Origin of the sequence: Rubellimicrobium arenae (assembly GCF_017916275.1) — a bacterium.
Lineage (GTDB): Bacteria > Pseudomonadota > Alphaproteobacteria > Rhodobacterales > Rhodobacteraceae > Rubellimicrobium > Rubellimicrobium arenae.
The window spans coordinates 167,674-185,806 of record NZ_JAFMST010000006.1 but is presented as its reverse complement, the minus strand read 5'-3'; the positions used below and the strand labels follow the sequence as shown (position 1 = coordinate 185,806).

Here is an 18,133-nt window from a genome sequence, read left to right as displayed (position 1 = left end):
CCTCCGACGACCGAAGCCGTAGAGTCGAACGTCCGGATTCGCCCGCGCAAGGGCCGCCCGCCCATCCTAACTCGGACAAACGAACAGGCGACGCCCCCATGCCCCAGTTCTACTCACTCACCCGAAAGGCCGAGCTTGCGGCCCACCCCTCCGTGTCGCCACGCCCTCCGCATCAAGGCTTCCCGCTGCCCCGCCGACCGGGGCGAGGCCATCAAGGTCCCCTGCCTCGCCTTCCATCTCGACGGTGACCTCTCCGCGCCGATTCGCAGAAGATTTTGCCCGCACCGATTGGTGGTCGACCCTTCGGCTGCGATCCTGACCAGGGCCGACCTGAACTTCCGCTTCGGCAAGAAAGTGGTTGAGATCGACATGGAGGCGAGCGCCTGGGTACTTCTGCGCCACTAAATCCACGCCGCCCCTCCCCAGCCTGCCCGATCCCTCGACACCGCCCGCGAGGCTACCCTGATCCAGTGGCTCACCCGCCGGTGCCGGAGCGCGGCCTCCCCAAGCCCGAGCTCCACACTTGGCTTTTCCGCATCGTCAACCATTCACTGACCACCCGAGGCCTCCTCGCTCGATGACCAGATTGTGACTAAGGGGGAAGCATTCCTCAATCTGGACAAGTCTGGTCCTCGATTGCGGGTAATGTCTGAACCGGTCGACCTGGTGCCTGTTCAGGCGCACCATGCTCGTTTGGTGCATCCGCCGTCTCTCATTGGGAAGGTGGACGACAGGGTGGATCAGGCGCCCCCTCGAAGCTCTATGTGTCAGAAGAGTCAGGGTTGCCGGCGCCGCTCTTGGTGCCGGGCCTAGGCACTGCGCCAGCTTTCCGACCCTGCGCGACAGACCGCAGTTCCATGGCGCTCCGATTGTGCTAAGGCCCCGTCATCGTCGGTTTCGGCTGTGGCTCCCGACGACTGAGAGACAGGGGACCGAAGGTCCTGCGCGCTCCCGCCTCAACGGCTCGGGAACGTGTCATTGGACCCTATTATACTGCTCCTCCTGGTGGAGGACGAGGCGCTGATCCGCCTCCTGCTCGAAGAAACGCTGACCGACGAGGGCTTCGGTCTGGTGCTGGCCAAGGACGGCCATCAGGCGATGGCGGCACTCACCGCCGGCGCGGCCCGGTTTCGGGCTCTGGTGACGGACATCGACCTTGGCGCGGGTCCGGATGGCTGGGCCGTGGCCCGCCACGCCCGTGGGCTCGTGCCCGAGTTGTCCGTTGTCTACATGAGCGGGGGAAGCGCGAACATGTGGGCCGCTGAAGGCGTGCCCAGGAGCGTCATGGTACCCAAGCCCTTCGTGCCGGCCCAGATCATCACGGCCGTGTCCAACCTGCTGAATGAGGCGGGCGGTCGATAGGCAGGGCTCCGAGAGGGTTCGACGGGCAGGGGACCGCCGCACACCGGTGCCCATGGTGTCGGGCCTAGGCACATGAAGTGTACTAGGCGGCGCTCGCAGTAGGTCTCTCCTCGGCCAGATGTCGAGGCCGAGGAGAGGTCATGGTGCCCGGAGGGCTCAGGCGTTGATGCTGTCCTTGAGCGCCTTGGCGACGGTGATCTTGACCACCTTGTCCGCAGGTTTCTGGATCTGCTCGCCCGTAGACGGGTTCCGTGCGGTGCGCTCGGGCCGCTCGCGGCAGTAGATCTTGCCCACGCCAGGCAGCGTAACGGCGCCCCCTTGGACCACCGTTTCGGTGATGATGCCGGTGAGCGCCTCGAGCGCCGCTCCGGCCTGCTTCTTGTCGCCTCCCGTGCGCTCGGCCAGCGCCGCCACGAGTTGCGCCTTGGTCATTTGGTTGGCCATGTGTCCCTCCTGTTGCGCGGCCTCTGAGGCCGTCGGAGCTCCATGCTCCGCCGCGGCTCAACCCGCTTGTCCAGAAAAACCTCTGTTCCCTCAGGAAAGCCGCGGATCGTTGCGCTGGAAAAGGGACACTGGTGCCCAGCTTGGGCACAGAGCTATGCGCACCTAGAAAATGCACCGCTCAAGAGACTGAGCGGGTGAGGTCCGCCAGCATGTGCGTCTTTCGAGAAAGACGCACTGAGAAAGGGTGGGGGTTGGAGACGCCTTATCAGTGCTCAACAGAGCAAAGCGCTGCGTCACAGGTTGCTATCGGTGGGGACGCCCTAAATAGCTGTTATGACAAGGCGCGCTGCTCTCAATGTATCCCTGACCCCCGAGCTGGTGGCCTTCGTGGCCGCTCAGGTCGGTTCAGGCCGTTATGCCAGCGCGAGCGAGGTGGTGCGGGCCGCGCTCCGCTGCCTCGAACGGGACGTTGTAACAGGACCGCCGGGCTCTGAAGCCGTCCCGTCTTGAGCCGCGCCCACGATCTCGGTGAGCCGGACAACGTGCGGCATGACACTGCAGCCGAGCGCGAGCAGCTCCTGCGCGCCTTTGATCAGGCGCCCGGGCTCGTTGCTATGCTGGAGAGCGCAGAGCACCGCTTCACCTTTGTCAACGCGGCCTACCGCACGCTGATCGGCGGCCGCGAGGTGGTGGGCAAAACGGTCCGAGAGGCGCTCCCGGAACTGAAAGGCCAAGGCTTCTTCGAACTGCTCGACCAGGTCTACCGATCGGGCGAGCCATTCCGGGGCACCTCGATGGCGGCCCGTGTTGTGCGCGTGACCGGCGAGCCAGCCGAGGAGCGCATCTTCGACTTCGTCTACCAGCCCGTCACCGATCCGGACGGGCTGGTCACGGGCATCTTCGCTCAAGGCGTGGACGTCACCGAACGGCACACGGCCGAACAGCGGGTGGCCGAGGTCCAGCGCCGGCTCGACGCCGTGTTGACCAACGCCTCCGTTGCCATCTTCCTCATGGATGAGCGGCAGCACTGCGCCTACATGAACCGCGCGGCCGAGGAGCTCACGGGCTACACCTTTGCCCAGACGCAGGGCCGTCCCCTGCACGACGTCATCCACCACACGCACCCGGACGGCCGTCCCTTCCCCCTCGAGGACTGCGCCATCGACCGCGCTTTCCCGGAGAACGCCGACACGCGCGGCGAGGAGGTCTTCGTCCATAAGGATGGCTCCTTCTACCCGGTCGCTTATGTCGCGTCGCCCATCCGCGACGAGGCCTCCCGCACGATCGGCACCATCATCGAGGTGCGAGACATCTCGAAAGAGAAGGCGGGGCAACGTGAGCTGGAGGAGGCCCAAGCTGTCGCGGAGACGCTGAACCGCACCGGCGTCATGATCGCGGCCGAACTCGACCTCAAGAAGGTCGTCCAGCAGGTCACAGACGCCGGCGTGGACCTCACGGGGGCGGCGTTCGGGGCGTTCTTCTACAACGTGCTGACCGAAGCAGGCGAGAGCATGCTGCTCTACAGCCTCTCGGGCGCAGATCGCGCCCACTTCGACCAGTTCGGCCTGCCGCGCGCCACGGCCGTGTTCCACCCAACCTTTGCCGGCGAGGGTGTGGTGCGCTCCGACGACATCCTCCTCGATCCGCGCTACGGCAAGAACGATCCGCACAAGGGTATGCCAGAGGGCCACCTGCCGGTTCGCAGCTACCTGGCCGTGTCAGTCGTCTCCCGCTCGGGCGAGGTGGTGGGTGGCCTCTTCTTCGGCCATCCCGAGCCGGGCCGTTTTGCCGAGCGCCATGAGCGCATCATCGTGGGGCTCGCGGCGCAGGCGGCCATCGCCATCGACAACGCGCGTCTCTTCCAGGCCGTGCAGCGAGCCAACGAGACACTCGAGGCCCGGGTCGCCGAGCGCACCGAGGAGCTTGTCCGCACCCAGGAAGCGCTTCAGCAGTCGCAGAAGATGGAAGCCGTGGGCCAGCTCACCGGAGGCATCGCGCATGACTTCAACAACCTCCTGGCCGGGATCTCGGGCAGCCTGGAGCTGATGGCCTCGCGCCTGAGCCAAGGCCGGGTGCAGGATGTCGAGCGCTACATGACTGCGGCCCAAGGAGCCGCTCGGCGGGCCGCCGCGCTGACCCACCGTCTTCTGGCCTTCTCCCGCCGCCAGACACTCGACCCCAAGCCCACCGACGTGAACCGGCTCGTGACGGGCATGGAAGAGTTGATCCAGCGCACAGTCGGGCCGGCCATCACCATCGAGACCGTGGGGGCCTCGAGCCTGTGGACGGCGCTGGTCGATGCTCCTCAGCTGGAGAGCGCCATCCTCAACCTTTGCATCAACGCCCGCGATGCGATGCCGGACGGGGGGCGCATCACCATCGAGACCGCGAACAAGTGGATGGACCGCGCGGCCGCGCGCCAGCACGACATGCCTGAGGGGCAGTATCTGTCGCTCTGCGTGACGGACACCGGGACGGGCATGAGCGCGGAGGTGAAGGCCCGTGCCTTTGACCCGTTCTTCACCACCAAACCCATTGGGCAAGGGACAGGCCTGGGTCTGTCGATGATCTACGGCTTTGCCAAGCAGACGGGCGGGCAGGTGCGCATCTACTCGGAAGTGGGAGAAGGCACTACGGTGTGCATCTACCTGCCCCGTCATCATGGCTCCGCCGAGATCGATGACAGTGACGGCGACCACAGTGAGCCAGTCGGAGCCAGCCAAGGCGAGACGGTGCTCGTTGTGGACGATGAGCCCACCGTGCGCATGCTCGTGACCGACGTGCTGGAAGAGCTGGGCTACAGCGCCCTTGAGGCGGCTGATAGTGCGGCAGGGCTCAAGATCCTGCAGTCCAGTGCCCGGATCGATCTTCTTGTGACCGACGTGGGACTGCCCGGGGGCATGAACGGCCGGCAGATGGCGGACGCGGCCCGAGTGAGCCGCCCCGACCTCAAGGTGCTGTTCATCACCGGCTATGCCGAGAACGCAGCAGTCGGGAACGGACACCTGGAGCCTGGTATGGCGGTGCTCACCAAGCCCTTCGCGGTCGACATCCTGGCCGCGCGGATCAGAGAGCTGATCACCGCATAGAGGCGTGGAGACCTGAGACGGCCCTCCCGAAGAGCGAAGAGAGATCGAACGCCGATACTCAGCTCGGGACTCTGCGACCCTGACCAGCAATGGTTTCATGAGCAACGCGGTGGACCACGAGCCTGCTGGCTCCGCGTTCCTCACCCCTGAAAAGAAAGCGACCGAGAGACATGGCTGATCGCGAGCAGATGGTGGTCCGCCAGAAGGCGCTGGCCGAGTTCGGCGAGCTGACCCTGCGCAGCGACAGCCTCGACAAGGTGCTGCAGGAGGCCTGCCGCATCGTGGCCGACGCGCTCGAGACCGACCTCGCCAAGGTGCTGGAGATCCAGCCAGAGACCCAGGAGCTGCTGGTCAAGGCGGGCGTGGGCTGGAAGCCGGGCATTGTTGGCCAGACGCGGATCCTCATGGGCGAGTGGTCGTCCGAGGCTTACGCCATCGAGACCGCCGAGCCTGTCATCATGCAGGACATCCGCCACGAGGAGCGCTTCGACATCCCTGAGTTCCTGAGAGAGCATGGCGTTGTTGCGTTGGTGAACGTGCCCATCTTCCTGCCGGGCAGGAAACCTTACGGCCTTCTCCAGGTGGACAGCCGCGCGCCGCGCGAGTTCGACGACGAGGACATCCAGTTCCTGCGCACCTACGCCACCATCCTGGGCCCGGTGATCGACCGTCTGCACAAGTCCCATAGCCTCGAGCAGGCACTCCTGACCAACCGGCACCTGCTCGAGGAGCTGCAGCACCGGGTCAAGAACCAGTTCACCATCATCGCGAGCCTGCTCCGCATGGGAACGAGACAGGCCAAGTCCGGAGAGACACGCCAGGAGCTGGCGGCCGTGGGTCAGCGTGTCGAGACGCTCAGGATCCTCAACGAACAGCTCTACATCGCGGGCACCGTCGATCGGCTGCGCCTGCGTCCCTTCATCATGCAGGTGGTCGAGAACCTCGTTCACCTGAACCCTCCCGAGGCTGGGGAGGTGCGGCTCGAGTTCGCGATCGAAGAGGTGGAGGTCAGCCCCGAGAGGGCCGTGCCCTTAGGCCTGATCCTGAACGAGTTCGTCACCAACAGCCTGAAGCACGCATTCGACGGGCGTGGTGGGATGATCGAGGTCAAGATAGAAACCCAGGACACGGGCACGATGCGCCTGCAGGTCAGGGACAACGGCAAGGGCCTGTCCTCCGGGCCACGTGAGGCGCGACCCGGCTCCGGGACGGGTCTGCGGCTGATCGGTGCCTTAGAGGGCCTAACAGAACCTCCTTGTGGTGATGGCGTTGTCCTCATCATGAGAGAGTTGGTGAGCGACGAGATGTGGTCGGCGGTGGAGCCGCTGCTGCCCGAGGAGAAGGCGAAGCCGAAGGGTGGTCGGCCGCGATGCTCGGATCGGGCGGCCTTGCGCGGGATCGTGTTCGTGCTGCGCTCCGGCGTGCCCTGGGAGATGCTGCCGCGAGAGGTGTTCGGCTGCTCGGGCATGACCTGCTGGCGACGGCTGCGGGATTGGCAGCGGGCGGAGGTGTGGGACGGCCTTCACCGGGTCCTGCTTGAGCGGCTGGACCGGGCCGGTGAGCTGGACTGGTCGCGTGCTGCCATCGACTCGGCCTCGGTCGGGGCAAAAAGGGGGGTGCTGCGACCGGCCCGAACCCGACGGATCGCGGCAAGCCGGGCACCAAGCGCCACACCGTCACCGATGCCCGCGGCACGCCGCTCGGCGTGACGATCACCGGCGCGAACCGTCACGACAGCATGGCGCTCGCGCCGACCTTGGACGCCGTGCCCGGCGTGCGATCGGGCAAGCGAGGTCGCCCCCGCAAGCGCCCGGCCAAGCTGCACGCCGACAAGGCCTACGACAGCCGCCGGTGCCGCGCGGAATGCCGAGCCCGCGGCATCCGCCCTCGCATCGCACGAAAGGGCGTCGAGACCTCCGCCCGTCTCGGCCGCCACCGCTGGGTCGTCGAGCGCACCTTTGCCTGGTTCGCTCAGTTCCGCAGGCTGGCCATCCGCTACGAGCGCCGCGCCGACATCCACCTGGCCTTCACCAAGCTCGGCGCCGCGCTCATCTGCCTGAACCAGATCAGGAGGTTCTGTTAGGCCCTCTTAGCGCATCAGATCGAGGCCAAGCCCGTCTGGTCCTCAGCCGAGCCAGGGACGGCGCTCTCTCTGGAGTTCAGCGGTCAGGACTGAGGGAGCACATGGTGCTCGCGTTGCAAGCCAAACGGTGGATGCGTGCTCACCCTCAAAATCCCTGCACTCGCAGACGTGCCCTCCGGCGCTGTCCTGGTCTCCTGCTAGGGACCTCTGTCTCACATGACCTCGCCCTTGCCAGAAATGGCGGCTCGCCGTGTGCGTATTTCTTGCAGACCGTGTGGAAACGCACCCGGCGCCGAGCGACAGGGAGCTTCAAACTCTCGGTGACGGACGCTGACCCGCTTTCGGCTCCTGTGGGGCCGTAGAGCGAACTGAGCGATCAGGAACTACCTCGGGTGGTCACCAGTCAGGCAGCACGGGTGTGCTGTTAACCCTTTGCCGCGGCGATCAGGCCGGGCACTCCGATCAGGCTGATGGCGCGCCGGATGTTGTAGACGAGCGCCGTCAGGCTGAACTCGCCCCGGGCATTGTCCAGTCGCCGCATGAGGAAAGCGCCCTGGTTCGTCCATTGCTTGATCGTGCCGAACGGGTGCTCGACGCAGGTTCTTCGCTGATTGAGGACCTCGGGGCGGGCTGCGAGCCGCACCGCCATGCGGCCCAGCACGGCCTCGTTCTCCAGGCGCGAGACGTATCGCCAGAGATACCCAAGCCAGCCTTGGTTGCAGTGCCACGGCCGAGGCGACTAGCCTTGGCAAGGGCGATCACTCTGCCCTTCGTGCCTTCCTTTGGGTAAAGCAAAGGACTGATACCACCGCGCACATGAACTGACCCATGTGGCGCAACGATATAGACAACTGCCGCGCCAGAGGCGCGCAGGGGCGGGATTGAAACGGCGCGCCTGCGACTCGGACGGGTCAGTTCATGTGCGCGGTGGTATGATCCTGCAGGAAGGCGAGCGGGCTTCCGGCCCGAGTTCGGTGCCCGTGAGCTCAGGCGCCTGATCCGGTCGGAGGTCGAGACCCAGCTTGCCCGCGCGATGCTCGCGAACGAGGTCCACGAGGGCGACCGCGTGGTCGCCCGCTGGGACGCCGAAGCGGGCAAGGTCGTGTTGGAGCCGCAGCCGGATGACACCCCCGCAGCGGAGATCTCCGACGACAGGAAAGATGCCAACAGAGATAGGCACTCGGCCGAGGCGGCAGAATAGGGAGGTGCCGGGCCCGGCGGTTAGCCCGCCGGGACGACCAAGGCAAAGGGCCGGGTCCCTCACGGATCCGGCCCTCCCTTCTTTGTATCAGCAGCAAACTTCGGTGCTCAGGCTCGGCGGGCGATCTCCTGGGGCACGGCGCCTCGATCTACCAGGGAACGCAACTCCTCTTCGCCAATCGTTTCCTTCTCCAAAAGGAGCCGTGCTGTCCGCTCCAGCACGGGCCGTTGCGCCTCCAGCAGCGCCACCGTGCGGTCGAAGGTCGCGTCCACGATCCGGCGCACCTCCTCGTCAACGGCGGCGGCGGTCTCGTCGGAGTAGTCGCGCTCCTTGGGCCCGTAGTAGGGCTGGTCGGTCGCCACGAACGAGCGTCGCTCACGGTCGAGCGCGACATGGCCCAGCCGCTCGGTCATGCCGTAGCGCGTGACCATGGCGCGGGCGATGTCGGTGACCTTGACGAGGTCGTCGGCCGCCCCGGTCGAGAGATGCCGATAGACGATCCACTCCGCCGCGCGCCCGCCCAGGAGCACGGCCATCTTGGCCTCGAGCTCCTCGCGGGTCATCAGGAAGCGGTCCTCGGTCGGGCGCTGGATGGTGTAGCCCAAAGCCCCTACCCCTCGCGGGATGATGGACACCTTGTGGACCGGATCCACACCGGGGAGCGCCAGCGCCACGAGCGCGTGCCCCATCTCATGATAGGCCACGATCTCGCGCTCCTTGGGATTGAGGAGCCGGTTGCGCTTCTCGAGCCCGGCCACAATCCGCTCGACGGCGTTGGTGAAGTCCTCCATCGTCACCGCCTCGGCCCCCCGGCGCGTGGCGAGCAGCGCGGCCTCGTTGACGAGGTTGGCGAGGTCGGCGCCGGTGAAGCCCGGGGTCAGATCTGCCACCTTCTCGGCGTCCACGTCGGAGGCAAGCTTGGCTTTTCTCATATGCACGCCCAAGATCTGGACGCGCCCGAGCTTGTCGGGCCGGTCCACCAGCACCTGCCGGTCGAAGCGCCCGGCGCGCAGCAGCGCCGGATCGAGGATCTCCGGCCTGTTGGTCGCCGCCAGCAGCACCAGCCCGGTCGAAGGGTCGAAGCCGTCGAGCTCTACGAGGAGCTGGTTCAGCGTCTGCTCCTTCTCGTCGTGGCCGCCCGCCAGGGGGCCGATGCCCCGGGCGCGGCCCAGCGCGTCGAGCTCGTCGATGAAGATGATGGCCGGGGCGCGGCTGCGGGCCTGCTCGAAGAGGTCACGGACACGCGCAGCCCCCACGCCCACGAACATCTCCACGAACTCGGAGCCTGAGATGGAGAAGAACGGCACCCCCGCCTCGCCCGCGACGGCCTTGGCCAGCAGCGTCTTGCCGGTGCCCGGAGGCCCCACCAGCAGTACGCCCTTGGGCATGCGGCCACCCAGGCGTCCGTAGCTCTGCGGGTCCTTGAGGAACTCGACGATCTCGCGAAGCTCATCCTTGGCCTCGTCCACCCCGGCCACGTCGGCAAAGGTCACCCCGGTGTCCTGCTCGACATAAACCCGGGCCCTGCTCTTGCCGATCTGCATGAGCGTACCGCCAACACCTCCGCCCATCCGCTTCAGGAGGTAGACCCAGACACCGACAAAGAGCGCGACGGGAATGATCCAGGAAAGGAGGTCGCGCAGCCAGGTGCTCTCGATCTGGCCTGTCACCACCACACCATGCTCGGCCAACTCACGGGCGAGGTCCGGCTCCACCCGCGTGGTGATGAACATGGACCGGCCATCCAGAGGCTCTGTGAAGCTGCCTTGGATGAACCGGTCGGAGACGGCCACCTCGGCGATCCGGCCCTCGTCCAGATAGGACTCGAAGGCGCTGTAGGGGATCTGCGCGACCTCTGTGGCCGTGGTGTAGACATACTGGAAGAGCATCAGGCCGACGAAGGCGGCGACCCAATACCAGGCGGACAGCTTTATTCGTCTCGTGTCATCCATCGCCGTAACACCCCATCGCTGTAGAACCCCGATGGCCGTCAGGGAGGAGCGAGCCGGCCCCTACGGGCTGGCCCACTCCCACTCAGCCCCGATTAGGCTGTCGAATGCGGCCGGTGATTATCGGACCAGAGCAGGGCCGCCGCGACGATGACCACGACGAGCCCAAGCACGACATGCGCGCCCATTGCGGTCCTCAGCTCCGAGAAGCCCAGCACCCAGGGCGCGATCACCGCCCAGAGGCCGAGCAGGCCGTTCACCCATTCCTCCGCCCGGTGATACGAGACCAGGGCCGCCAGCGCGATGAGCGCAATGGCGGCGCCCACGATCCAGGCGTTCCAGGCCGCGGCCGTCACGGTCGTGAACTCCAGGAACCAAGGCGACAGGGCCAGACCGAGACCCGCGAGGATGTTGGCAGCATCCGCCGGGTTGTGGTCGCGGAAGTTTGTCGAATGCATCATTGGTTTTCCTCCTTTCTGTTTCTGCGGTTTGCTTCAGTGAACCGTCCCCTTGGCAGGGACGGACACGGCGACGGCAGGCCGTCCGCCGTCGCCGATCGCGAGGCGGGGCTTGGGCGGCGCTAGGCGTGGCACCCCGGCTGCATCGGGCAGGAAGGACGCCAACTCCCCTTTGGCGAAAGCACCCGCGGCGATCTCGGCCAAAGCCAGGTGAGGCCCCGGCGCGGCCCCGGCGATGACCCGGGGCTCGGCCCCCTGTCGAAGGGCACGGGCCCGAGCCGCAGCGGCTAGGGTCAGGGCGAAGGGGTCAGGGACCACCTTCTTGGCATCGAAGACAATCAGCGGGTTCATCGCGTCACCTCATGCCGCAAGCCCGGTCTGGTCCGCCTTGGCCGTCTCAAAGGGGGCGCGTCTCTCCAGGGCCAGAAGGGCCTGCTCGACGTCGGCCAAGCGCGAGGGCCGGCCGTTCTCCGGCATGCCTTCGGTTGTGGCCAGGTCGGCCAGGTGCTCGCTCCAGGCCCAGTTCATCAGGACCGAGCGCTTTGCCTCGATCAACAACTTGGGATCGGCCACCACGTCCATCGGGTCGGCCCAGGTGTCCTCGCCCACAGGGTCGCCGCGCTCGGCGGCTCCCGCCATGGCCTGGCCATAGCGGTCCTGAAGCCAGCGCATCTTAAGGCGATCGAGTGTTGCGTCGGAGAACAGTCGCACGGCGGCCGCAAGCTGCTCGCGCTGCCGATCTGTGGCACCCGGCGGCGGGATGACCTCGTAAGAGAGCCCCTGCCCTTCGGCGTAGCAGATGGCGGCCTCCAGCGTCGGGAAGCTCAGCTCCACCGGGGCCAGGGGATCGTCCCCGCTGGTCCAGCCCATGAGGTCGTCCAGGACCGGCGGGCTGCGCCGCTCAAAGGTCAGCCGCCAGCCCTTGGCTCGGGCCTTCCCGGACGTGGTCACCGAGCGGTCTGCCTTCTGAATGCGCGCCCTGACCCCCTTGGGCCAGATCGCGCCCGCGAAGGGCAGGACAGGATCAGTGTTACCCGCCTTCGGAGTGCCCTTCATGGGCCTTATCGGGATTAGAATGGAAAAGGGTTCAGCGTTCGCGTGTTTGATTGCTGCTGCATCTGTCATGACTCATCCCTCCCGTTTGGCGAAGGATGGGGCTGGCGGCCCGCTCGGAGCCGCCAGCGTCTGGTCTCGGTTCTGCCGCTCAGTGGCTGATCGGAATGCGCTTCACCTGCGCCTGCGCCTGCTCGGTCTTGGGCAGCACGACCGTCAGCACGCCGTTGCGGAAGCGCGCCTCGATCCGCTCCTCCTCGACCTCGATCCCAAGCGGGATGCGCCTCTCGAAGCGGCCATAGACGCGCTCGGAGAAGTGCCGGTCCTTGTCCTCGGTCTCGGAGCGCTTCTCGCCCCGGAGCGTCAGGACATCGCCGTCGAGCAGCACCTCGATGTCCTTTTCCTCGAGCCCCGGCACCTCGGCCGTCACGCGGATCTCCTTGTCGGTGTCCGAGATCTCGACGCTGGGCCAGGGTGCGCCAAAGCCCCCCAAGGACCCGAACGCCCCCGTCGCGGGTAGTCGGCTGTCGAAGGAACGGAAGACGTCATCGAAGAGCCGGTTCATGTCCCGCTGGAGCGACAGGAACGGGTTCTGCTCGCTCTCGCGGTAGAGAGTCGGGGCCTGCTGGTCGTTGCTGCGGCCCCAAGGGATCAGACTACGCATGTTCATGGTCATCCTCCTATGTGTGCTCGCAACGTCCCCGAAGGCGCCCGGCCTTTGGCCGGACGCCCCTGGACGGCATGAGTGGGGAAAGCTGGCCTCAGGCGGCCTGCTGGTCGCCCTCGATCTGCTTCGTCTCGGTCCCGGGCAAAGACTGAGGCTCGGCCCGACCGATCTCGATGCGGCGCGGCTTCATAGCCTCGGGGATCTCGCGCACGAGCTCGATAGTGAGCAGGCCGTCGGCAAGGCTCGCTCCAGTGACCTTCACGTGGTCGGCCAGTTCGAAGCGACGCTTGAAGGCGCGCTGCGCGATGCCTCTATGCAGATACTGCGCGTTCTCCTCGCCGCCCTTCTGCCCGGTCACCACGAGCAGGTTGGGCTCATGATCGAGGGTCAGCTCCTCGGGCGTGAAGCCCGCCACCGCCATAGCGATCCGATAGCTGTCCTGGCCCGTCTTGACGATGTCGTAGGGCGGCCAGGCATCGACAGCCTCGAGCCGGCTCGTGTTCTCGAGCAGGTTCAGCATGCGGTCGAAACCGACGCTCGAGCGGAACAAGGGAGAGAAATCAAACGTGGGTCTCATAGCCACATCCTCCATTGAGCAACATGGATACAAGGTGGCGCCAAGTCCGAATGCGTTCTCGACGCCCGCTTGACAGGGCCAGCCCCAATGCAGGCGGCTGGCGACCAGCGATATGGAAAGGGCATTCGACATTTCAAGAGGGGGAGATCAACAATGGATTGGCGTCAGCGCTTTCATTGGGAGATTATCTCGTCAAATGACCCCGCGGAGGCGCGACCTCAAACCAGAATGCCAAATCGGTTTTGCGCCAGATGGTTGCTGGCCATGGCAGGTCTGGCAGCCACTCAGTCATGCCTCCTCGCCCGGCACGCTGACCTTTTCGTGCAGCACCTCACACATCCAGAGCTTCTTAACGAGCACAAGGCACACCACGGCCAGGGGTGTGGCTAGGATCAGCCCCAGCGGCCCGAAGAGCACGCCAAAGCTCAAGACCGCAAAGATTGTCAGCACGGGAGGCAGGCTCACTGTCCGCTGTTGCAGGAGCGGCAAGATGAGCATGCCCTCGGCCTGCTGGACGAGGACGTAAAGCCCAGCCACCCAGAGCGCACTGCGCGGGCTGTCCGTTAAGCCCGAGGCCACCGCTGGGAGGGCGCTGGCCACCGGCCCCACAAAGGGCACGAACTCGAAGAGGCCGGCCATGAACCCCAAGGCCAAGGCCGACGGGATCTCCAGAACCGTAAGCCCCAGTGTCACCAGCGCGCCGACGACCATCATGGCTGCGAGCTGACCGACCAGCCAGAGCTTCAGAGCTTGGCCGAGAGCGGACACCGTGTAGCGCGCCATCTGCTGTCGGCTCGGGGGCACGAGCTTGAGGATCCCGTTCAGGTAGAGGGCCGGGTTCAGGGCGAGGTAGATGCCGGCCGCCAGCATTACGACGAGCTTGGCGGCCGCCGTGATCGCCCGGGTCGTGTAGCCGGCCAGGCTCGCGACCAGATCTGCACCCGCAAGACCCTGGCCCCGCTGCTGGTCCAACCACTCGCCCAATGCGTCGGCCCCGACTTGGTCCTCAACGGCCCGCACCAGATCGGGCAGGCGCTCCAGCAGGGCAGTCCCCTGTGCCCGGATCTGCGCCCCCAGAAGAAGAGCAAAGCCGACCAGCAGCACGAGAATGAGCAGCGCCGCCGATGCAACGGCCAAACGGTCCGGAATGGGCGTGTGGCGCGCGACCGGACCTGCGATCGAGCGCAGCAGGATGGCCACCAGAACGGAGCCGAACAGTAGGAGTAGCACCTGCGCGAGATGCCAGACCAGAAGAGCTCCGGCCCCGATGGCAGCCGCCAGCACGAGGAGCCTAGCTGCGCTCCACAGCCCTGTGCCCTGCCCCGGGTTGGCTGGACCGGTCATGGGAACCTCAGCTCATTGGCCACCGCTGTCCGGCTCTTTTAGCGGAAGCACGCCTCCACACTGGACTTTCGTTCCGCTCCGCACCGGGATCGCGGGCTACGCCAGACGCCCCGCCACGGTGAAGCGGCGGGGCGCCTCGATGCCTGTCGCCTCAGGACTGGACCAGCGGAACGGCCACAAAGGACCGTGCGCCCGCCCGGTCGATCAAGAGAAGGACGGAGGACCGGCCCTCGGTCCTCGCGGTCTCGACCGCCTTCTGCACGTCCTCGACCGTCTCAACCGCCACCCTGTGGACCGACACGATCACGTCGCCGTCTTGGACGTCGGACCGGGTTGGGTCCTCCACCCCAAGAACGGCCACGCCTTGGGTGGACTCCGTCAGGCCCCACTCCTCCCGCAGATCCGGCGTGAGCTCTTGCAGCGTGAGACCGAGGTCGGGCACAGCGACACCGGACAGAGGAGCCGCATCGCTATCGGGCGTCGCAGTCTCACTAGGCAGAGCTGCCAGGGTCGCGGTCAGGTCGACCACCTCCTCCGATCGCCAGACCTGAAGTCGCACCTTCTCGCCGGGCTCGCGGCTGGCAACCGACCTCGAGAGGACCTCCGGCTCGGCGACTGCCTCCCCATCCAGTGACATGATGACGTCGCCGTCTCGCAGGCCAGCGGCAGCTGCAGGAGTGTCCGGCTGGACTCCGGCGACCAGCACGCCTTCGGGCTGGTCCAAGCCCAGCGCGGAGGCGATATCGGCCGTCACCGGCTGGATCTGAACACCCAGGTAGCCGCGCGCGACGGCGCCAGATTGCGCCAGTTCGTCGACCACATCGCGCGCGACCTCGGCAGCAAGGGCCACAGTGGCTCCGGTCTGGGTTGCGTCGCCCGCATTCGTGCGGATGCCGATGACCCGACCTTCGTTGTCCAGCACCGGCGCGCCGACCAGAGCCGAAGCCGGCGCATCATCGATCAGCAGGCGCTCTCCATTGGTGCTCCGCCCGGCCAGCAGGCCTGTGACCAAGACGGGGCCGAAGTCCTCTGTGCGCCCGACCGACGGCAGGCTCTCGCCCAAGTCGAGCTCTTCTGAGGTGCCCCAGGACAGTGCGGGGAGTTGCTGCCCCTCGACCCGGAGCAGGGCAATCCCTGTCTGAGCGTCACGGCCGATAATCTCGGCAGGCTCCGAGCTGCCGTCCGGCAACGTGACTTCGACCCGGTCGGCATTGGCGAGGAGCGCATCGGCGGTCACGATCAGCCCCTCGGGATCGGCTATGAAGCCGGAGCCTACGGTCTGAACAGGCCCGGCTCCAAGCTCTGGCCCGGCGAAGGGCAGATCAGGTATTGGCTGATCGCTGTCCCCGAAGCGACGGAGGAACTCGCGCATCATATTGTCGTCCGGGTCCAAGCCTGAGCGGGGCAAGTCGGGCGTCGAGGCTGTCACGGTTATGGTGACGACGGACTGAGCCGCCGCTTCGGCCACTTGGGAGAGGGTGGTTTGCTCCTGGGCAGGCGTCTCAGCGGTCTGCGCCATAACCGGCGTGGCACCCAGCGGAGCGACCAGGCAGAGAGCGGACAGGGCGACTCCGGCGAGCATGCCCGCTCGGCGCCCTTGAGATATATGGATCGGTGTCATTGGTCATGAACCTCCAAGAAGACCACAACACATTGACATGCGCGATTGCAGCTCGCGCACCCGGCATCGCCAGCCTGCGGCTCAGAGATGCCGGGTGAAAGATGTTGAACAACTTTAATGGGTTTAAGAGCGCTCACCTGTTTTTGACATCGATATAGACATCTAGATTAGCTTCGGATGCTGTGCCTTACTGACCGACCATCATTGAACGGCCTGGGGAATATCGGTTCGGCCGTAATACTGGCCTCACCGTAAGCCTTCCCGGCGGCGCAGGAAACTTCGAGGGAGGAAGCAATTCAGGAAGCAGGCGACGAGATCACGAGCCCGGCGGGGCGCCTTGTCTTCCGCCCGGTGACCAGGCGGACAAAGGAGGACTTTGTCGCGCTGTTCGACCGACCCGGTACGCAAAAGCAGTGCTGGTGCATGGTGTGGCGGGCGACCAAGGAGGAGGGCCAGGGCACGAGCCCGCCTGTCCGCCGGGCGCAGATGCTGGGCCGCATCGGTCGGGGCACGCCCGTCGGGCTTCTGGGCTATGACGGTGACGAGCCGGTCGCTTGGGTGTCGATTGCGCCCAAGGAGACCTACAGCAGGCTCGGTGGTCCCGATCCGGTGGAGGGCGAGACTGTTTGGTCGCTCGCCTGCATGGTTCTTCGTCCGACCCATCGTCGCCGCGGACTGGCGCACGACCTCATCGCGGCAGCGGTCGAGTATGCCAGACGGAACGGCGCGACCGCAGTGGAGGCCTACCCCGTCGATCCCGAGTCGCCGAGTTACCGCTACATGGGCTTCGTGCCAGCCTTCCAGCGCGCGGGCTTCGTAGAGGTGGGCATGGCCGGGTCGCGCCGCCATGTCCTGCGCCTCCACCTCCACGGCCATGCATCCGGCTTGTAGATCTTTGCGCCAAAGACAAACAATTCCAAGTAGCACGGCAGGAACTCCAAAAAGGGGCTGCTGGTTTTTTGTGCGCAGCGTCTGAGTGGGCGCAGCACCAACGAGGGCGCTGCCATCAAGGTCCAAACTAGCAGATGGAGAAGGCGAATGAGATCGCTTGCTTATCTGGGTCTGGCACTTGCGGCCTCCTTGACCACCGCTCTGCCAGCCCTGGCGCAGGACGAAACGTCTGGCACCGAGCAGACAACAGAACCGACAGATCCGGCGGCTGAGCAGGACGCAAGCCAAGGAGCCACTGAGCAGGGGACTGACGAGGCGGCCGGACAGGACGCAGGCCAGGCGACTACGGAGCCCAGCACCGACGCAGGCACCGGACAGGCCGCGGACCAGACGGATGCTGAGCAGGGGACCGATCAAGCGGCCGCGGACAGCACAGCTCAGGCCGGTCCCTCCGGCGAGATCCGTCCAGTGACGATCACCTGCCAGGACATCGTGGACACGGACGTCCAGCTGGTCCCACAACTCGTCTACTGGATCGATGGCTATAACATCGCCTACGACGCGGCGACCGGCCAAACGGACGTCGATCCCGTCGTCAGCGTGGCAGAGAACTGGCTTGCCGTACCCGTTGAGAACATCATCCGGGCCTGCGAGGCCAATCCGGACAGCGCCGCGGCGGACGTGATCGCTCAGGAGCGCGCGAACAACGAAGGCGCTGCGGCGCAGTAAGCACCTTTGAGCGGCAAGGAGACCGGGGGCGGCTTGAGTCTGCCCCCGGAATTTTTACGACGCCCCGATAGGACGTCCTGGAGGTCAGTGGTCGCGTTGGGCTGGGGCACTGCCGTTCATGAACCACGGCCCTGCATATGAGGCCAACATCTGGGTTGCCGCGAAGCGAGACGTGACTCAGACTCCCAGCATGCCGATCGCGCCTGAGCACCGCTGGTACTACCCCATCGACTGGCGCGAACTGTCCGATCTCATTCGGTTCACCCGGGCTCAGAGCCGCTGCGAACATTGCGGCCGCCCGCATGGACAGGACGTCACACACTTGGGCAACGGCACCTGGTGGGACAAAGCATGCAGCACCTGGCGCGATGGCCGGGGCAAACGGGTGCCCAAGCTGCCCCCACCTCAGGTGTTCGAGGCGGGGCAGCCCAGCTTCACCGGCATCCCCCCTGCCCCACGTCTGCCTGTCACGCGCGTGGTCCTGGCCAGCGCGCATCTCGACCACGACCCAGGCAACAACCGGCCCCGCAACTTGGCGGCGCTCTGCCAGAGGTGCCACATGCTCCACGATGCGCAGGAGCACCGCAGGCGGAGATGGAGCAAGGTGTTCCGGCTCCGCGCCCTCGGCGACCTGTTCGAATAGGGCACCGAAGATGTGGGCGACC

Annotated in this window: 18 protein-coding genes and 1 pseudogene; 9 read left to right on the top strand and 10 right to left on the bottom strand. The window is 66.1% G+C overall.

Features of this window, described 5'->3' with window-relative positions; all coding sequences use genetic code 11:
- Positions 1-978: 978 nt before the first annotated feature.
- Positions 979-1,362, top strand: a complete 384-nt coding sequence (locus J3P31_RS11220; protein ID WP_246849442.1) for a response regulator — start codon at positions 979-981, stop codon at positions 1,360-1,362.
- A gap of 156 nt (positions 1,363-1,518) precedes the next feature.
- On the opposite strand, the gene J3P31_RS11215 is transcribed toward J3P31_RS11220, so the two are convergent.
- Positions 1,519-1,806: an HU family DNA-binding protein gene (locus tag J3P31_RS11215; protein WP_210528526.1), complete on the bottom strand. Its 288-nt coding sequence runs from the start codon at positions 1,804-1,806 to the stop codon at positions 1,519-1,521.
- A gap of 333 nt (positions 1,807-2,139) precedes the next feature.
- Between J3P31_RS11215 and J3P31_RS21855 the strand changes: the two genes are divergently transcribed.
- From J3P31_RS21855 to J3P31_RS11195, 4 genes and pseudogenes are all read left to right on the top strand, one after another.
- On the top strand, positions 2,140-2,316 hold the full coding sequence (locus J3P31_RS21855) for a type II toxin-antitoxin system ParD family antitoxin (RefSeq protein ID WP_210528525.1): 177 nt from the start codon (positions 2,140-2,142) through the stop codon (positions 2,314-2,316).
- A 32-nt stretch (positions 2,317-2,348) separates the two neighbouring features.
- The gene (locus J3P31_RS11205; protein ID WP_210528524.1) at positions 2,349-4,895 is read left to right on the top strand and encodes a PAS domain S-box protein; all 2,547 of its coding nucleotides are present in this window, start codon (positions 2,349-2,351) and stop codon (positions 4,893-4,895) included.
- A 170-nt stretch (positions 4,896-5,065) separates the two neighbouring features.
- A pseudogene (locus J3P31_RS11200) lies at positions 5,066-6,118 on the top strand (sensor histidine kinase); the annotation flags it as partial.
- 57 nt (positions 6,119-6,175) lie between these two features.
- Positions 6,176-6,978, top strand: a protein-coding gene (locus tag J3P31_RS11195) for an IS5 family transposase (protein ID WP_210528686.1) whose coding sequence is annotated in 2 segments (ribosomal slippage) — positions 6,176-6,509 and positions 6,509-6,978 — 804 coding nt in all. Because the reading frame shifts where the segments join, the coding sequence is not laid out codon by codon here.
- A gap of 424 nt (positions 6,979-7,402) precedes the next feature.
- On the opposite strand, the gene J3P31_RS11190 is transcribed toward J3P31_RS11195, so the two are convergent.
- Entirely contained in the window at positions 7,403-7,639 is a 237-nt protein-coding gene (locus J3P31_RS11190) for a transposase (RefSeq protein WP_210528523.1), read from the bottom strand.
- A gap of 219 nt (positions 7,640-7,858) precedes the next feature.
- Between J3P31_RS11190 and J3P31_RS21365 the strand changes: the two genes are divergently transcribed.
- On the top strand, positions 7,859-8,179 hold the full coding sequence (locus tag J3P31_RS21365; protein WP_210528685.1) for a ClpB D2-like domain containing protein: 321 nt from the start codon (positions 7,859-7,861) through the stop codon (positions 8,177-8,179).
- Between the two features lie 107 nt (positions 8,180-8,286).
- Here the strand turns inward: J3P31_RS21365 and ftsH are convergent, their stop codons facing one another.
- The 8 genes from ftsH to J3P31_RS11145 all read right to left on the bottom strand — a co-directional run bounded on the left by ftsH (position 8,287) and on the right by J3P31_RS11145 (position 15,848).
- The gene (gene ftsH / locus J3P31_RS11180) at positions 8,287-10,131 is read right to left on the bottom strand and encodes an ATP-dependent zinc metalloprotease FtsH (RefSeq protein WP_210528522.1); all 1,845 of its coding nucleotides are present in this window, start codon (positions 10,129-10,131) and stop codon (positions 8,287-8,289) included.
- Positions 10,132-10,223: 92 nt separating this feature from the next.
- On the bottom strand, positions 10,224-10,589 hold the full coding sequence (locus J3P31_RS11175; RefSeq protein ID WP_210528521.1) for an SPW repeat protein: 366 nt from the start codon (positions 10,587-10,589) through the stop codon (positions 10,224-10,226).
- Between the two features lie 33 nt (positions 10,590-10,622).
- A complete protein-coding gene (locus tag J3P31_RS11170) occupies positions 10,623-10,937 on the bottom strand; it encodes a DNA-directed RNA polymerase subunit omega (RefSeq protein WP_210528520.1) in 315 nt (104 codons plus the stop codon).
- 9 nt (positions 10,938-10,946) lie between these two features.
- Entirely contained in the window at positions 10,947-11,642 is a 696-nt protein-coding gene (locus tag J3P31_RS11165; protein ID WP_210528519.1) for an NADH dehydrogenase ubiquinone Fe-S protein 4, read from the bottom strand.
- Positions 11,643-11,790: 148 nt separating this feature from the next.
- Positions 11,791-12,309, bottom strand: coding sequence for an Hsp20/alpha crystallin family protein (locus J3P31_RS11160; RefSeq protein ID WP_210528518.1), 519 nt, complete (start codon positions 12,307-12,309; stop codon positions 11,791-11,793).
- A gap of 91 nt (positions 12,310-12,400) precedes the next feature.
- Positions 12,401-12,883: an Hsp20 family protein gene (locus J3P31_RS11155; RefSeq protein WP_210528517.1), complete on the bottom strand. Its 483-nt coding sequence runs from the start codon at positions 12,881-12,883 to the stop codon at positions 12,401-12,403.
- Positions 12,884-13,171: 288 nt separating this feature from the next.
- The gene (locus J3P31_RS11150; RefSeq protein WP_210528516.1) at positions 13,172-14,227 is read right to left on the bottom strand and encodes an AI-2E family transporter; all 1,056 of its coding nucleotides are present in this window, start codon (positions 14,225-14,227) and stop codon (positions 13,172-13,174) included.
- Positions 14,228-14,378: 151 nt separating this feature from the next.
- The gene (locus J3P31_RS11145; protein ID WP_210528515.1) at positions 14,379-15,848 is read right to left on the bottom strand and encodes a trypsin-like peptidase domain-containing protein; all 1,470 of its coding nucleotides are present in this window, start codon (positions 15,846-15,848) and stop codon (positions 14,379-14,381) included.
- A 423-nt stretch (positions 15,849-16,271) separates the two neighbouring features.
- Between J3P31_RS11145 and J3P31_RS11140 the strand changes: the two genes are divergently transcribed.
- The 3 genes from J3P31_RS11140 to J3P31_RS11130 all read left to right on the top strand — a co-directional run bounded on the left by J3P31_RS11140 (position 16,272) and on the right by J3P31_RS11130 (position 18,111).
- Complete coding sequence (locus tag J3P31_RS11140) at positions 16,272-16,739, top strand: GNAT family N-acetyltransferase (protein WP_210528514.1); 468 nt, start codon at positions 16,272-16,274, stop codon at positions 16,737-16,739.
- Between the two features lie 147 nt (positions 16,740-16,886).
- Positions 16,887-17,468 (top strand): HdeA/HdeB family chaperone, encoded by a 582-nt coding sequence (locus J3P31_RS11135; protein WP_210528513.1) that lies wholly within the window; start codon positions 16,887-16,889, stop codon positions 17,466-17,468.
- A gap of 190 nt (positions 17,469-17,658) precedes the next feature.
- Positions 17,659-18,111: a hypothetical protein gene (locus J3P31_RS11130; RefSeq protein ID WP_210528512.1), complete on the top strand. Its 453-nt coding sequence runs from the start codon at positions 17,659-17,661 to the stop codon at positions 18,109-18,111.
- The last annotated feature ends 22 nt before the right edge of the window (positions 18,112-18,133 follow it).

What these genes read in the sequence shown, in the direction of transcription:
- J3P31_RS11215 (WP_210528526.1), bottom strand. Translation starts at nt 1,806, where the DNA reads ATGGCCAACCAAATGACCAAGGCGCAACTCGTGGCGGCGCTGGCCGAG.
- J3P31_RS21855 (WP_210528525.1), top strand. Translation starts at nt 2,140, where the DNA reads ATGACAAGGCGCGCTGCTCTCAATGTATCCCTGACCCCCGAGCTGGTG.
- ftsH (WP_210528522.1), bottom strand. Translation starts at nt 10,131, where the DNA reads ATGGATGACACGAGACGAATAAAGCTGTCCGCCTGGTATTGGGTCGCC.
- J3P31_RS11175 (WP_210528521.1), bottom strand. Translation starts at nt 10,589, where the DNA reads ATGATGCATTCGACAAACTTCCGCGACCACAACCCGGCGGATGCTGCC.
- J3P31_RS11170 (WP_210528520.1), bottom strand. Translation starts at nt 10,937, where the DNA reads ATGAACCCGCTGATTGTCTTCGATGCCAAGAAGGTGGTCCCTGACCCC.
- J3P31_RS11165 (WP_210528519.1), bottom strand. Translation starts at nt 11,642, where the DNA reads ATGAAGGGCACTCCGAAGGCGGGTAACACTGATCCTGTCCTGCCCTTC.
- J3P31_RS11160 (WP_210528518.1), bottom strand. Translation starts at nt 12,309, where the DNA reads ATGAACATGCGTAGTCTGATCCCTTGGGGCCGCAGCAACGACCAGCAG.
- J3P31_RS11155 (WP_210528517.1), bottom strand. Translation starts at nt 12,883, where the DNA reads ATGAGACCCACGTTTGATTTCTCTCCCTTGTTCCGCTCGAGCGTCGGT.
- J3P31_RS11150 (WP_210528516.1), bottom strand. Translation starts at nt 14,227, where the DNA reads ATGACCGGTCCAGCCAACCCGGGGCAGGGCACAGGGCTGTGGAGCGCA.
- J3P31_RS11145 (WP_210528515.1), bottom strand. Translation starts at nt 15,848, where the DNA reads ATGACACCGATCCATATATCTCAAGGGCGCCGAGCGGGCATGCTCGCC.
- J3P31_RS11140 (WP_210528514.1), top strand. Translation starts at nt 16,272, where the DNA reads ATGGTGTGGCGGGCGACCAAGGAGGAGGGCCAGGGCACGAGCCCGCCT.
- J3P31_RS11135 (WP_210528513.1), top strand. Translation starts at nt 16,887, where the DNA reads ATGAGATCGCTTGCTTATCTGGGTCTGGCACTTGCGGCCTCCTTGACC.
- J3P31_RS11130 (WP_210528512.1), top strand. Translation starts at nt 17,659, where the DNA reads ATGCCGATCGCGCCTGAGCACCGCTGGTACTACCCCATCGACTGGCGC.